The 14,030-nt window shown below is 72.2% G+C and carries 14 protein-coding genes and 1 tRNA gene; 2 read left to right on the top strand and 13 right to left on the bottom strand.

From position 1 onward, the window contains the following. Positions 1-77 precede the first annotated feature (77 nt). Positions 78-740 (top strand): NAD(P)H-binding protein, encoded by a 663-nt coding sequence (locus tag EST92_RS03375; RefSeq protein WP_129279468.1) that lies wholly within the window; start codon positions 78-80, stop codon positions 738-740. Positions 741-950: 210 nt separating this feature from the next. Here EST92_RS03375 and EST92_RS03370 read toward each other — a convergent pair. Further along, positions 951-1,032: transfer RNA gene (locus tag EST92_RS03370), tRNA-Tyr, on the bottom strand. A gap of 188 nt (positions 1,033-1,220) precedes the next feature. Here EST92_RS03370 and EST92_RS03365 point away from each other — a divergent pair. After that, positions 1,221-1,709, top strand: coding sequence for a YajQ family cyclic di-GMP-binding protein (locus tag EST92_RS03365; RefSeq protein ID WP_129247666.1), 489 nt, complete (start codon positions 1,221-1,223; stop codon positions 1,707-1,709). A 121-nt stretch (positions 1,710-1,830) separates the two neighbouring features. Here EST92_RS03365 and EST92_RS03360 read toward each other — a convergent pair whose 3' ends face one another. The 12 genes from EST92_RS03360 to EST92_RS03305 form a co-directional block, all read right to left on the bottom strand. Then, complete coding sequence (locus tag EST92_RS03360) at positions 1,831-2,223, bottom strand: YccF domain-containing protein (RefSeq protein ID WP_129279467.1); 393 nt, start codon at positions 2,221-2,223, stop codon at positions 1,831-1,833. A gap of 179 nt (positions 2,224-2,402) precedes the next feature. Continuing rightward, the gene (gene htpX, locus EST92_RS03355) at positions 2,403-3,266 is read right to left on the bottom strand and encodes a zinc metalloprotease HtpX (protein WP_129247668.1); all 864 of its coding nucleotides are present in this window, start codon (positions 3,264-3,266) and stop codon (positions 2,403-2,405) included. A gap of 241 nt (positions 3,267-3,507) precedes the next feature. Beyond that, positions 3,508-5,052 (bottom strand): NADH-quinone oxidoreductase subunit N, encoded by a 1,545-nt coding sequence (locus EST92_RS03350; RefSeq protein WP_129279466.1) that lies wholly within the window; start codon positions 5,050-5,052, stop codon positions 3,508-3,510. Then, positions 5,052-6,734 (bottom strand): NADH-quinone oxidoreductase subunit M, encoded by a 1,683-nt coding sequence (locus EST92_RS03345; RefSeq protein WP_129279504.1) that lies wholly within the window; start codon positions 6,732-6,734, stop codon positions 5,052-5,054. Before EST92_RS03345 ends, EST92_RS03350 begins: the two co-directional genes overlap by 1 nt. A 112-nt stretch (positions 6,735-6,846) precedes the next feature. After that, positions 6,847-8,844 (bottom strand): NADH-quinone oxidoreductase subunit L, encoded by a 1,998-nt coding sequence (locus EST92_RS03340; protein ID WP_129279465.1) that lies wholly within the window; start codon positions 8,842-8,844, stop codon positions 6,847-6,849. Then, positions 8,841-9,203 (bottom strand): NADH-quinone oxidoreductase subunit NuoK, encoded by a 363-nt coding sequence (nuoK, locus tag EST92_RS03335; protein WP_129279464.1) that lies wholly within the window; start codon positions 9,201-9,203, stop codon positions 8,841-8,843. Before nuoK ends, EST92_RS03340 begins: the two co-directional genes overlap by 4 nt. Then, on the bottom strand, positions 9,203-9,826 hold the full coding sequence (locus EST92_RS03330) for an NADH-quinone oxidoreductase subunit J (protein ID WP_129279463.1): 624 nt from the start codon (positions 9,824-9,826) through the stop codon (positions 9,203-9,205). Before EST92_RS03330 ends, nuoK begins: the two co-directional genes overlap by 1 nt. Continuing rightward, positions 9,823-10,413: an NADH-quinone oxidoreductase subunit I gene (locus tag EST92_RS03325; RefSeq protein ID WP_129279462.1), complete on the bottom strand. Its 591-nt coding sequence runs from the start codon at positions 10,411-10,413 to the stop codon at positions 9,823-9,825. Before EST92_RS03325 ends, EST92_RS03330 begins: the two co-directional genes overlap by 4 nt. Next, entirely contained in the window at positions 10,410-11,378 is a 969-nt protein-coding gene (locus tag EST92_RS03320; RefSeq protein WP_129279461.1) for a complex I subunit 1 family protein, read from the bottom strand. The genes EST92_RS03325 and EST92_RS03320 overlap by 4 nt, the downstream gene beginning before the upstream one ends. Further along, positions 11,375-12,640, bottom strand: a complete 1,266-nt coding sequence (locus EST92_RS03315) for an NADH-quinone oxidoreductase subunit C (RefSeq protein WP_129279460.1) — start codon at positions 12,638-12,640, stop codon at positions 11,375-11,377. The genes EST92_RS03320 and EST92_RS03315 overlap by 4 nt, the downstream gene beginning before the upstream one ends. Then, the gene (locus EST92_RS03310; RefSeq protein ID WP_129279459.1) at positions 12,637-13,281 is read right to left on the bottom strand and encodes an NADH-quinone oxidoreductase subunit B; all 645 of its coding nucleotides are present in this window, start codon (positions 13,279-13,281) and stop codon (positions 12,637-12,639) included. Before EST92_RS03310 ends, EST92_RS03315 begins: the two co-directional genes overlap by 4 nt. Next, the gene (locus EST92_RS03305; protein WP_129279458.1) at positions 13,272-13,673 is read right to left on the bottom strand and encodes an NADH-quinone oxidoreductase subunit A; all 402 of its coding nucleotides are present in this window, start codon (positions 13,671-13,673) and stop codon (positions 13,272-13,274) included. Before EST92_RS03305 ends, EST92_RS03310 begins: the two co-directional genes overlap by 10 nt. Between the last annotated feature and the right edge of the window lie 357 nt (positions 13,674-14,030).

Genomic DNA, 14,030 nt, shown 5'->3' with positions numbered 1-14,030 from the left:
AGCCGCGGCGGCGAGAAGGCGGCGGCACCCGGCCGGTCCCGCTCCGCGTGGCGGACGTTGGGCGTACGGTCGGGATCATGCGCATTGTCATCGCAGGTGGACATGGTCAGATCGCGCTGCGGCTGGAGCGGTTGCTCGCCAAGCGCGGGGACGAGGTCGCGGGCATCCTCCGTCGGCCGGAACAGGCCGGCGACGTGCTGGCCGCGGGTGCCGAGCCGGTGGTCTGCGACCTGGAGTCGGCGTCGGTGGAGGATGTCGCCCGGCACATGGAGGGGGCCGACGCGGCCGTCTTCGCGGCGGGCGCGGGCCCGGGCAGCGACGTGGGGCGCAAGGACACGGTGGACCGGGGCGCGGCGGCGCTCTTCGCGGACGCGGCCGAGGCCGCGGGCGTCCGGCGCTTCCTCGTCGTCTCCTCCATGGGCGCGGACCGTGAGCCGCCGGAGGGCACCGATCCGGTCTTCGCGGCGTATCTGCGGGCGAAGGGTGCCGCGGACGCGGACGTACGGGCCCGCGCCGGGCTGGACTGGACGATCCTGCGGCCCGGCCGGCTGACGAACGACCCCGGAACGGGCCGGGTGACGCTGGCGGAGTCGACCGGCCGCGACGAGGTGACCCGGGACGACGTGGCGGCCGTCCTGGCGGCGCTGCTCGACGAGCCGGGCACCATCGGCCGGACGCTGGAGCTGATCGGCGGGGAGGTGCCGGTGGCGGACGCGGTACGGGCGGTGGCGGGGCGCTGAGGACGGCGCGGCGTGGAGAGCCTGCGCGGCGCCGCACGTTGCGGGGCAGGCACCTTCGGGGTCGTCCACGGCCCGTCCACGCCCTCCGGGATGCGGCGTGCGGCGTGCGGCATCGAGGAGGCGGGAGAACCGCACCGACGGACGCGAGCGCGCATCACAAAGGGCCCCTGGCTTGCGGATTCCGCAAGCCAGGGGCCCTTTGCATTCCTGTGGCGGCGCCAGGATTCGAACCTGGGAAGGCTGAGCCGGCAGATTTACAGTCTGCTCCCTTTGGCCGCTCGGGCACACCGCCTGGGTTTGCTGCCGGGAGGCCCGCTGTGGGCGGTGCTCCGTGGCAACGACGTAAACCATACCCGATGACCGGGGGTGGTCTGCCACTCGATTCGGAAGCGCTGGATCTTGGTCGGGTGGCTAGGCTTGGCAGGCGGTCCGGGACGGGCCGTACCCCTGACGGATCTACGTACGAGGAGCCAACTCAACATGGCCGACTCCAGTTTCGACATCGTCTCGAAGGTAGAGCGGCAGGAGGTCGACAACGCCCTCAACCAGGCCGCCAAGGAGATCTCGCAGCGCTACGACTTCAAGGGCGTGGGCGCGTCGATCGAGTGGTCGGGCGAGAAGATCGAGATGCGGGCCAACGCCGAGGAGCGGGTGAAGGCCGTACTCGACATCTTCCAGTCCAAGCTGGTCAAGCGCGGGATCTCGCTGAAGGCGCTGGACGCCGGCGAGCCGCAGGCCTCGGGCAAGGAGTACAAGATCTTCGCCTCGATCGAGGAGGGGATCTCGCAGGAGAACGCGAAGAAGGTCGGCAAGATCATCCGCGAGGAGGGCCCGAAGGGCGTCAAGGCGCAGGTGCAGGGCGACGAGTTGCGGGTCAGCTCGAAGAGCCGGGACGACCTGCAGGCGGTGCAGCAGCTGCTGAAGGGCAAGGACCTGGACTTCGCCCTGCAGTTCGTGAACTACCGCTAGGAGCCCGGTTTTCGGGTGCCACAGGATGGGGCGGCGCGCTGCGGCGTGCCGCCCCACCTGTGTCCCGGGCGCCCCGCAACAGCCCGTACGCGTCCGGGCGGCGCGGGGCCGGGGCGGGAGGTCAGCGCACCGCGAACGGCGCGTCCGTCGGGACGATGTCGCGGCCGAGCGGCACGAGGGAGATCGGGATCATCTTGAAGTTGGCGATGCCGAACGGGATGCCGATGATCGTCACGCACAGCGCGAGGCCGGTGATGATGTGCCCGAGGGCCAGCCACCAGCCCGCGAAGATGATCCAGATGACATTGCCGATCGCCGAGCCGACACCGGCGTCATAGCGCTGGACGGTCGTCCGGCCGAAGGGCCACAGGGCATAGCCGGCGATCCGGAAGGACGCGATGCCGAAGGGGATCGTGATGATCAGGATGCAGCAGACGATTCCTGCGACGACATAGCCGATCGCCAGCCAGAAGCCGCTGAGGACCAGCCAGAGGACGTTGAGGATGAGCTTCATGATCAGCAGCCTTCCCAGGGCACGACGGAGAGTGTGTCTGCCGAGCTAGACGCGCTGAGTCCGGTGAATCGTTGCGTTCCTTGCGATGTCTTCGTATCGCGCCGTTGCCTTCGTAGCGCTGCCTTCATCATGCGATGAGTCCGTGCGGACGGCCACTCTCCGATTCCGGCACCGGGGCATCAGGGGCGACGGCCCGCCTGCCGTTCGAGGCGGGCGATGCGCTCGCGCATCGGGGGGTGGGTGGAGAACAGCCGGGACAGGCCCTCGCCCGCCCGGAACGGGTTGGCGATCATCATGTGGCCGGCGGTCTCCAGGCGCGGCTCGGGCGGCAGCGGCAGCTGCTGGGTGCCGGCCTCCAGCTTGCGCAGGGCGGAGGCCAGGGCCAGCGGGTCGCCGGTGAGCTGGGCGCCCGAGGCATCGGCCTCGTACTCGCGGGAGCGGCTGACAGCGAGCTGGATGAGGGAGGCCGCGACCGGGCCGAGGATCATGATCAGCAGCATGCCGAGGAGGCCGGGGCCCTCGTCGTCGTCGGAACGGCCCACGGGGATCAGCCAGGCGAAGTTGACGAGGAACATCACGACCGAGGCCAGCGCGCCCGCGACGGAGGAGATGAGGATGTCGCGGTTGTAGACGTGGCTGAGCTCGTGGCCGATGACGCCGCGCAGCTCGCGTTCGTCGAGCAGTTGGAGGATGCCGTCGGTGCAGCAGACCGCGGCATTGCGGGGGTTGCGGCCGGTGGCGAAGGCATTGGGCGCCTGGGTCGGGGAGAGGTACAGGCGCGGCATCGGCTGGCGGGCGGTGGTGGAGAGCTCCCGGACCATGCGGTACAGCTGTGGCGCCTCGAACTCGCTGACGGGGCGGGCGCGCATGGCCCGCAGCGCGAGTTTGTCGCTGTTCCAGTACGCGTACGCATTGGTGCCCAGGGCGACGAGAACGGCGATGATCAGGCCCGTACGGCCGAAGAGGCCGCCGATGACGATGATGAGGGCGGACAGGCCCCCGAGGAGTACGGCGGTCCTGAGCCCGTTGTGCCGGCGGTGCACGGTACGCCCTCCAAGAGGTGCGGCAGGGGAACCCTGTGCTGCGTTTCTCCACTCTCCGGTGGATCCTTACTCACTGGTCAACGCGGGATGAACGGGCCTGGTTCCCCGGTGTGCGAGCGGCGGGCCGGGCAGCGCGTACGGAGGCGCCCCGTGGGGCCGTGTCTCCGTACGGGTGGGCAGGCGGCCGTGCGGCCGTCCGGGGCGCCGGGCCTGCCGTGTGTGGCGGGCCCGGCCCGGCGGCTCAGAGCAGCGCGCCGGAGGCGAAGCGCAGCACGAGCTGCGGGGCGCCGGAGAGGGCGATGCCGAGGACGGCGGCGAGCGCGATGGCGGTGGCGAGCGGGGCCGGGAGGTCGGTGCGGTGCGGCGCCTGCGCGGGAGCGGCCTCGGGAGCCCGGGCCGCCGCGGTCTCCTCCGCTCCCCGGAAGAGGACCGTGGTCCACTGCAGGTAGTAGTAGAGCGCGATCACGACATTGACCGCCATGACCACGGCGAGCCAGGCCAGGCCCGCGTCGACGGCCGCGGAGAAGACCGTGACCTTGGCGAACAGGCCGATGATGCCCGGCGGCAGGCCGGCGAGGCAGAGCAGGAAGAAGCCGAGGGCGAGCGCCACCAGGGGCCGCCGGTGGTACAGGCCCCGGTAGTCGGTGATCCGGTTGGCGGGCCGGGTGCGGGCCACTACGGCGGCGACGGCGAAGGCGCCGAGGTTCACGGCCGCGTACATCAGGGCGTAGGCGACGGTGGAGCCGATGGCGTGCGCCGGGTCGTGGAGGTAGCCGGCCGCCGCGATCGGGACCAGGAGGTAGCCGGCCTGGCCGACGGAGGACCAGGCGAGCAGGCGGACGGCGCTGTGGGCGCGGCGGGGGTCCTGGCGCAGGGCCGCGACATTGCCGACGGTCATGGTCAGCGCGGCCAGGACGGCCAGCGCCGGCCCCCAGACACCGGCGTAGGAGGGGAAGCCCTGGACCGTGACGAGGATCAGGCCGGAGAAGCCGACGGCCTTGCCGACCACCGAGAGGTAGCCGGCGATGGGCAGCGGTGCGCCGACGTAGGTGTCCGGCACCCAGAAGTGGAACGGCGCGGCCGCGGTCTTGAAGGCGAAACCGACGAGGGTCAGGGCGACACCGGCGCTCGCCAGGGTGGCCAGTCGCGGGTCGGGGAGGGCGGTGAGCGCGTGTGCCACCCGGGAGAGGTGCAGGCTGTCGGTGGCCGCGTACAGGAAGCTCACGCCGAGCAGCATCACGGCGGTGGCGGCCACCGAGGACAGGAAGAATTTCAGTGCCGCCTCGGAGGAGAGCCGGTCCCCGCGGCGCAGCCCGACCAGGGCGAAGGCGGGCAGCGAGGCGACTTCGAGCGCGATGACGAGGGTGGCCAGGTCCCGGGAGGCGGGCAGCAGGGCGGCACCGGCCGCCGAGGACAGCAGCAGGAACCAGTATTCGCCGGCGGGCAGGTCGTGGTCCCTGATGGTGTCGACGGACAGCAGGGCGGTCAGCAGCGCCCCGGCGAGCACCAGGAACTGGATGACCAGGGCGAACGGGTCGGCCACATAGCTGCAGACGTCGGGGTGGCCGGACAGGCAGAAGGTGCGGCGGTCGCCGCCCAGGAGCGGCAGGAGGGAGAGCGCGGCGAGCGCGAGGCCGGCCGTGGCGATCCACCCCAGCAGCGGCTTGCGGGCCGCGGGGAGGAAGAGGTCGGCGACGAGCACCACCAGGGCGACGGCCGCGGTGAGGGTGGGCGGCGCCAGGGCGAGCCAGTCGACGGACTGGACCAGCGAGGGGACCGAGCTCATCACTTACCGCCTCCGAGGAGCTGCTGGACGGCCGGGTCGGTGAGGCCGAGGAGGGCCGCGGGCCACAGTCCGGCGAGGACGGTGAGGGCGGCCAGGGGGGTCCAGGCCGCGTATTCGTAGCGCGCGAGGTCGGGCACGGCGGGGGCCGGCGCGGGCGTGCCGTCCGGGTCCGCGCCGGTCCCGCCGTGCGGGTCCGCGGTGCCGAGCACGGCGGCCCCGGCCAGGTCCACCGAGCCGCCCATGCAGACCCGGCGGACGACGAGGAGCAGATAGGCGGCGGTCAGCAGGGTGCCGAGACCGGCCAGGACCATGAACGTCAGGAAGGCGGGGCGGCTGAGGCCGGCGGCCGGACGGAAGGCGCCGAACATCGCCAGCATCTCGCCCCAGAAGCCGGCCAGTCCGGGGAGGCCGAGGGAGGCGACGGCCCCGAAGGCGAGCAGGCCGCCGAAGCGGGGTGCCCGGGCGTAGAGGGCGGCACCGGACGGGGCGGGAAGCAGCGCGGCGGCGCCGGCCCCCGCGGGCCGGGGGCCGGGCGCGGAGCGGGCGAGGGTGTCGAGGTCGGTGCTGCCGGTGCGGTCCTTGAGCGCGCCGACCATGAAGAAGAGCAGGCCGGTGATCAGGCCGTGCGCGATGTTGGCGAACAGCGCGCCGTTCACGCCGGTGGGGGTCATGCTGGCGATGCCGAGCAGGACGAAGCCCATATGGCCGACCGAGCTGTAGGCGATCAGGCGCTTGAGGTCGCCCCCGGCTCCCTTGCGGACGAGAGCCAGGCAGGCGAGCGAGCCGTAGATGATGCCGACGGCGGCCAGCGCGGCGAGGTACGGCGCGAAGGTGTGCATGCCCTCGGGCGTGATGGGCAGCGCGATCCGTACGAAGCCGTAGGTGCCCATCTTCAGCAGGACGCCGGCCAGCAGCACCGAGCCGACGGTGGGGGCGGCGGTGTGCGCGTCGGGCAGCCAGCTGTGCAGCGGCCACATCGGGGACTTGACGGCCAGTCCGATGCCGATCGCGAGCACCGCGAGAAGCTGAACCGTGTGGCTGAGCTGGGCTTTCGGGCCGTTGTCAGTGGCCAGTGCCACCATGTCGAACGTGCCGGATTTCACGCCGATGAGGAGGAGGCCGAGCAGCATCACGACGGAGCCGAGCAGCGTGTAGAGGATGAACTTCCAGGCCGCCGCCTGCTTGTGGGCACCGCCCCAGCGGGCGATGAGGAAGTACATCGGGATGAGGACCATCTCGAAGGCGAGAAAGAAGAGCATCAGGTCGAGGACGGCGAAGGTGGCGAGGGTACCGGCCTCAAGAGTGAGCAGCAGGGCCACAAATGCCTTGGGTGACGGGCCCGTTGGCATCCGGAAGTAGCTGTAGAGCGCGCAGAGGAAGGTCAGCAGCGCGGTCAGGACGAGGAGGGGGAGCGAGATGCCGTCGACGCCGAGGTGGATACGGATGTCGAGCGCCGGGATCCAGCTGATGTCGGTGGTGGCCTGCATACGGGCCGGGTGGCCGTGGTCGAAGCCGGCGGCCAGGGCGATGGCCGCGGCGAGCACGACGCCGGTGACGGTCACGCCGTGGCGCAGTACGGCCTGGTCGGGGTTCTTGCCCTGCAGGCCGGGCGGCGGCGGGAGCAGTGCGGCGAGCGCGCCGACGAGGGGCAGGACGACGAGGCCCGCGAGGAGAAGCTGCATAGCGGTGTGATTCACGGGTCAGGCCCTCCTCAGGGTTTCGGCTCCGGCGAGGCAGGCCACGAGGGCTGTCGGCTGGGCGTACGGGTGTCGGCCCCCGGGGGATGGCAGCACGTCAGGCTCCCGTGCCCGTGGCGACGAGGACGGCGGCGATGGCCAGGACCAGCGAGCCCGCGAGCAGCGCGCCGAGGTAGGTCTGCACGTTCCCGGTCTGGGCCCGGCGGACGGCGGCACCCAGCCAGCGCGGTGCGGCGCCCGCCCCGCGGACGTAGGTGTCGACGACCTCACGGTCCAGGAAGCGGACGAGCGTGGCCGCGGCGCGTACGGGCCGCACGAAGAGCACGGAGTAGACGGCGTCGAGATGGAAGCCGACGGCCGCATGCGGCTGCAGCGGGCCGAGGAGGAGGCGGCCGGGGTCGGCCGGGTCCGCGGCGCCGGCGTTGTCGCCGTAGACCGCGGCGTGGGTGGCGATGGCCGTCTCCTCGGCGGCCTCGGGGCCCGCGTCCGGGGCGGCCACGACCGCACCGATGGGGGTGCGGGCGGCCAGGGCGGTGGTGTGGCGCCAGGCGCCGTAGGTGACCAGGCCGCCGACGAGGGCGATGCCGGTACCCAGGACGGAGGTGGTCAGGGTCGGCGCGAGCGAGCGTCCGTCGAACCACTCGGGCAGGAGCGGGGCGGCCAGACCCAGTGCGACGGTCGGGACGAAGAGCGCCCACAGGACGGCGTTCATCACGACCGGCTGCCGGCCGTGGTCGGGGGCTTCGGCCCCCGTGCCGCGGAAGGCCCGCAGCCACAGCCGGGTGGCGTAGGCCGCGGTGAGGAGGGCGGTGAGCAGTCCGGAGACCAGGACGGTCCAGCCGGCCGCGCCGGGGATGCCGTGCGCGGCGCCGGTGGCGGCGTGTTCGGCGGCGCCCAGGACGGCTTCCTTGGAGAAGAAGCCGGCGAACGGCGGGATCGCGGCGAGCGCGAGCAGCGCGACGGTCATGGTCCAGTAGGCGTCCGGGATGCGCCGGGCCAGGCCGCTCATCCGGGACATCGCGGCCAGCGAGTTGGTGCCCGCGGCGTGGATGATCACGCCCGCGCCGAGGAAGAGGAGGGCCTTGAACGCACCGTGCGAGATGAGGTGGAAGACGGCGGCACCGCGGTCGCCGACGGCCAGCGCGCCGAGCATGTAGCCGAGCTGGCCGACCGTCGAATAGGCCAGCACGCGCTTGATGTCGTCCTGGGCGAGCGCGGCCAGACCGGAGCCGACCATGGTGAGCGCGGCCATGACGGCCATCACCACCAGCGCGGCCGCGGAGGCCGCGAAGACGGGGAGGAGACGGGCCACGACATAGATACCGGCCGCCACCATCGTCGCGGCGTGGATCAGCGCCGAGACCGGCGTCGGGCCGGCCATCGCGTCCGGGAGCCAGGTGTGCAGCGGGAACTGCGCCGACTTGCCCGCGACACCGCCCAGCAGCAGCAGCGCGATCAGCGTCGGGTGGTCCAGCCCGCCGCTCGCGACGGAGCCGAGGATGCCGGTGATGCGGAACGTTCCGGCGTCGGCGGCCAGCGCGAAGATGCCGAAGAGGAAGGGGACATCGCCGAGCTTGGTGACGACGAAGGCCTTCAGGGAGGCGGCCCGGGCGGCCTCGGTCTCCCAGTAGTGGCCGACGAGGAAGTAGGAGCAGATGCCCATGACTTCCCAGCCGACCAGCAGCATCATCAGGTCGCCGGTGTAGACGACCAGCAGCATCGCGGAGGTGAAGAGGGAGACCAGCGCGGCATAGGAGGGGTAGCGCGGGTCGTTGCGCAGATAGCCGGTGGAGTAGAGCTGCACGCAGGTCGCCACGACACCGACCAGGACGGCGATCAGTACGGCGAAGCCGTCGAGGTGCAGGGCCAGATCGATGGGGATCGAGCCGGTCGGGGTGAGCTCGGTGGCGACGTCGGTGGCCGGGCCGGTGCCCTGCCCGACGGCGACGAGCACCGCGAGCACGGCGGCGGCCAGGGTCGGCAGCACCGCCAGCGGCCGCACGAAACCGGGCGCCCGGCGGCCCAGGAGAAGGCCCGCGACGGCCCCGAGGAAGGGCAGGAGGGGAACGAGTACGGCAGTGGTCGTGAGCGTCACGCGGCGGCCTCCGCCGTGGTGTCCGGCTGCGGTTCCCCGTCCGCGGCCCCCGGCTTCTCGGCGAGGTCACGGAGCCGGTCGATGTCGGAGCTGCCGCGGTTGCGGTGGACGAGCAGCACGATCGCCAGGCCGATGCCGATCTCGGCGGCGGCGATGGCGATGGTGAAGAGGGTGAGCGCCTGGCCGGCGTGCAGGGTGTCGCGCAGCCAGACGTCGAAGGCGACGAGGTTGAGGTTGACGGCGTTGAGCATCAGCTCGACGGACATCAGCACCAGGATCGCGTTGCGGCGGGCCAGCACGCCGTACAACCCGGTGCAGAAGAGGAGGACGGCGAGGACGGCCGGGTAGGCGAGATGCATCAGCGCTGCTCCTCTCGGGGGGCGGGGGCGGCGGGAGCGCGGGCGGCACCGTTGGTGAGGGCCGCCGCCGCGGCCTCGCCCGCACCCGACTTGCGGGACAGCACGATCGCCCCGACGAGCGCGGCCAGCAGCAGCACGGACAGCGCCTCGAAGGGCAGCACCCAGTACTGGAAGAGGCTGCGTCCGGATGCCTCGGTGGAGCCCTGGGCGGCGCCGTCGAGGTTGATCCAGGTGGCACGGAAGGCGTCGACCACGACCCAGACCAGCGCGGCCGCCGAGGCAAGGGCCACGACGAGCGCGGCCCAGCGGTTGCCCGAATCGGCGTCCGGGGAACGGCCGATGGGCGCCTTGGTGAGCATCAGCCCGAAGAGCAGGAGGACGACGACCGAACCGACGTAGATCAGTACCTGCACCCAGGCGATGAACTCGGCCGTCAGGAGCAGATATTCCACGGCGACCCCGCCGAGGGCGACGACCAGCCAGAGGGCCGCGTGCACCAACTGCCGGGTGGTGACGGTCAGGACGGCCGCGCCGAGGGTGGCGATCCCGACGAGGACGAAGGCGATCTCGACGCCGCTGGGCGACAGGAAGCCGTGGCCGGCTGCGGTGGCGGCGAGCGTCACGTGCCCTCCCCTGGGGTGTCCGGTCGGTCCTGCGGCGCCTCTTCCCGGGCCTCGGCCTGAGCCGCCTGCTGGGCGGCGAGCTTGTCCGCTGCCTTGCGGGCGGCGGTGAGCTCCTTGGGATCCTCGGCGGCCGGGTCGAGCGCCGGCGGCTCGGGCACCGTCCACATCCACTCGCGGAGCTTGTCGCGCTCGTGGGTCAGCTCGCGGATGTCCGTCTCGGCGTACTCGAATTCGGGTGACCAGAAGAGCGCGTCGAAGGGGCAGACCTCGATGCAGATGCCGCAGTACATGCACAGCGCGAAGTCGATCGCGAAGCGGTCCAGCACGTTACGGCTGCGCTCACGGCCTCCGGGGGCGGCCGGCGGCACCGTCTCCTTGTGGGAGTCGATGTAGATGCACCAGTCCGGGCACTCGCGGGCGCAGAGCATGCAGACCGTGCAGTTCTCCTCGAACAGCCCGATGACGCCGCGGGTACGGGGCGGGAGGTCGGGCTGGACGTCCGGGTACTGCGCGGTGACCGATCGCTTCGTCATCGTCCGCAGGGTGACGGCCAGCCCCTTGGCGAGGCCGGAACCGGGGAAGCTCATGACGAGATCACCACCTTGACGACGCCGGTGAGGGCGATCTGGGCGAGGGCGAGCGGGATGAGGACCGTCCAGGCGAGCTTCTGCAGCTGGTCCTCGCGCAGCCGCGGGTAGGTCACCCGCAGCCAGATGACGCCGAAGGCGAGGATCACGGTCTTCAGCAGCGTCCACAGCCAGCCCAGGCCGTCGGCGCCGAACGGGCCGTGCCACCCGCCGAGGAAGAGGACGGAGGTCAGCGCGCAGAGGACGACGATGCCCGCGTACTCGGCGAGGAGGAAGAGCGCGAAGCGCAGTCCGGTGTACTCGGTGTACGCACCGAAGATGATCTCCGAGTCGGCGACCGGCATGTCGAACGGCGGCCGCTGGAGCTCGGCGAGCCCGGCGGTGAAGAAGACCACGCCGCCGACGAGCTGCCAGGGCACCCACCACCAGTGGAAGGCCTCGATGATGCCGGGCAGCGAGAGCGTGCCGGCCGCCATCGCGACCGACGCCGCGGCCAGCAGCATCGGCAGCTCGTACGCGAGCAGCTGTGCGGCCGTCCGCAGACCGCCGAGCAGCGAGAACTTGTTCGCCGAGGCCCAGCCCGCCATCAGCGAGCCGAGCACGCCGACGCCCATGACGGCGAGGACGAAGAAGATTCCCGCGTCCAGGGCCTGACCCACGGCGTTGTGCGGGCCTATCGGGATGGCGACCAGGACCAGGAGGTACGGCAGCAGGGCGACGGCGGGCGCGAGTTGGAAGATCCGCCGGTCGGCGCCGGCCGGAACGATGTCCTCCTTCTGCGCGAACTTCACCCCGTCGGCGACCAGTTGCGCCCAGCCGTGGAACCCGCCCGCGTACATGGGACCGAGGCGGCCCTGCATATGAGCCATGACCTTGTGCTCGGTCTGCCCGATGACCAGGGGGAACACCAGGAAGACGACGAAGACGGCGACGAGGCGCAGCGCGATGTCGAGCGCGTCGCTCATGGGGTGTCGCCTCCTTCCGGGGCCTGGGGCTCGGGCTTTGTCTCCGGCGCGGGCTTTGTCTCCGGCGCGGCCTGGTCCGGCCTTCTCTCAGACTCGGCCGGCTCGGGCTGTTCGGTCTCCGGTCCGGACGTCTGCGCCTGCTCGGGCCTCTCCACGCCGGGCTTCCCGGACTCGTCGACCTTCGCGGTTTCGTCGAATGCCGGACGCGCGTGGTGCCATGGCGCGTCGGACGAGCGCGGGGGAGCCGCCTTGGGGGCCGCCGCCTCCGGGGCCGCCGCCGGCGTCTCCTCCGTCGGGGCCGCTTCCGCCGCCTGCTGCTGACCGGCCGAGCCCGCGCTCGCCGACCGCGTACGACGGGCCGGGCGCTCCGGCCGTTCGGTCCCCGCCGGAGCCTCCGGCGTGCCGGCTGCCTCCCCGGCGGCCTGCTGACTGGCCGAGCCCGCGCCGGCGGTCCGGGTCCGCCGGGCCGGGCGCTCGCCCGCGGCGGCACCGGCCGCACGGGCACCGCCCGCGGCCCGCGCGCCCCGCGCCGGCCGCGCGGGTGCCGGCGGCAGCTGGCCCTTGAGCGGGCCCCATTCGTTCGGGTCCGGGACGCCCGGGGGCAGCATCTGGCGGCGCTTGGGCCCGCCGTGCTCGGGCTCCCCCGGCTCCTTGGCCCCGGGCCAGGCCTTCGCCACCCGCGCCGCCAGCACGAAGTCCTTGCGCAGCGGGTGCCCTTCGAAGCTGTCCGGGAGCAGCAGCGGTACGAGGTGCGGATGGCCGGTGAAGTCGACGCCGAACATCTCGTGGGTCTCGCGCTCGTGCCAGCCCGCGCCCGCGTACACCTCGACGGCGGTGGGCAGCGCGGCCGCCTCGTGCGGCACGGTCGTCCGCACGATCAGCCGGCGTACGGTGCCGGGGCGCGCCACATCCGCGAGATGGGCGCAGATCCGGAAGCCGGTGCCGGGCTCGTCGACGGCGCTCAGCCAGTCGAAATAGCTGCAGCCCAGGTCGTCCCGGGCGGCCGTCAGCGCGGTGAGCCAGCCGTCCGCCGGGACGTCAACGGTCAGCAGGTCGTACGCCAGCTCCGCCGTGGCCCCGGTGCCGAAGATCTCGCTCGCGGGCCGCGGCAGCCAGCCGACGACGGGCTCGGCCGCGGGCGCTTCCGGCTGCTCCGGCGCCGCCGACTGCTCGGCGCTCGCCGACTCCTGCTCGGGCTGCTCGGGCTTCTCCGGCTGCTTGAGCTTCTCGGGCTGCTCAGGCTTGTCGGGCTGCTCGCTCATCGGGGCTCCTCCCCCGCCGTCGTCGGCGCGGGCGGCGTGACGAGTCCGCTGCGCAGCGCGGCCGCCGAGGGCCGGGCCGCGCCGCCCTTCGCGTAGCGCTCCCCCAGCGACTCGCGGGCGATCTTCTCCTGGAGCTTGAGGATGCCCTGGAGCAGCGCCTCCGGACGCGGCGGGCAGCCCGGGACGTACACATCGACCGGGATGATCTGGTCGACGCCCTTGGTGACCGAGTACGAGTCCCAGTAGGGGCCGCCGCAATTGGAGCAGGCCCCGAAGGAGATGACGTACTTCGGCTCGGGCATCTGCTCGTAGAGCCGCTTGACCGCCGGCGCCATCTTGTCGGTGACCGTGCCGGAGACGACCATCAGGTCGGCCTGGCGCGGACCGGGCGCGAACGGGATCACGCCGAGCCGGATGAAGTCGTGCCGCGCCATGGAGGCGGCGATGAACTCGATGGCGCAGCAGGCGAGGCCGAAGTTGAAGACCCACAGGCTGTAGCGGCGGCCCCAGTTGAGGACCACCTTCATCGGTTCGGGCGCGAGCCGGGCGAGGGTGCCCAGGCGCCGTGGCTCCGGCAGGAACTCGGCCCTGGCGCCCTCGGACGCGGCTGCGGATCCGTGGGGTGCGGGGTTCACGTCCATTCCAGGACGCCCTTCTTCCATGCGTAGAGCAGGCCGACGGTGAGGAAGCCGAGGAAGACGAACATCTCCACCAGCGTCACACCACCGAAGCCGGGGGCGGCGAAGATCGTCGCCCAGGGGAACAGGAAGATCGAGTCGACGGCGAAGATGACGTAGAGGAAGGCGTAGACGTAATAGCGGACCTGGGTGTGTGCCCAGCCCTCGCCGACCGGGTCCACGCCGCATTCGTACGTCAGCAGCTTCTCGGGCGTCGGCACCACCGGCCGCAGCAGCCGCCCGGCCCCGAAGGCCACGGCGACGAAGAGCACACCGATCACCGCGATGCTCCCGACGACCGAGTAGCCCTGGAAATAGTCCGCGGCGACGGTGGTGCGTCCGGTCGCGTCCACCACGTCCGCCCCTCGCTCCCTGACTGCGCTTGTTCAACGACTTCGACGATCTGTACGGACGGGAGTCTAGGCCCTGGCCGGGCCGCCCCGATAAGCCGCGTCGTCGCCGACGGTGAGCTTGTCCCTACTTCGCCCTTCCTGGGCGGCAGGGAGCGTAGACCGGACGCCAGGTTGTCTCAGCAGGTGTCTCACAGAGCGGACGCAGGAGGGGGCTGCGGAGGCCGGCCGTCCCCTCCACTGGGCCACTCATCGGGACGGGCCGTCCGGGGGCCGGGGAGGGGCGGAAGGGGCTCCGTAGGGGACGGCCGGCCTCCGCAGCCCCCTCCTGCGTCCGCTCTGTGAGACACCTGCTGAGACAAC

It is taken from the genome of Streptomyces sp. TM32 (assembly GCF_004122755.1).
In the GTDB taxonomy this organism is placed as follows: domain Bacteria; phylum Actinomycetota; class Actinomycetes; order Streptomycetales; family Streptomycetaceae; genus Streptomyces; species Streptomyces sioyaensis.
This window is presented reverse-complemented; position numbering and strand designations above follow the sequence as displayed.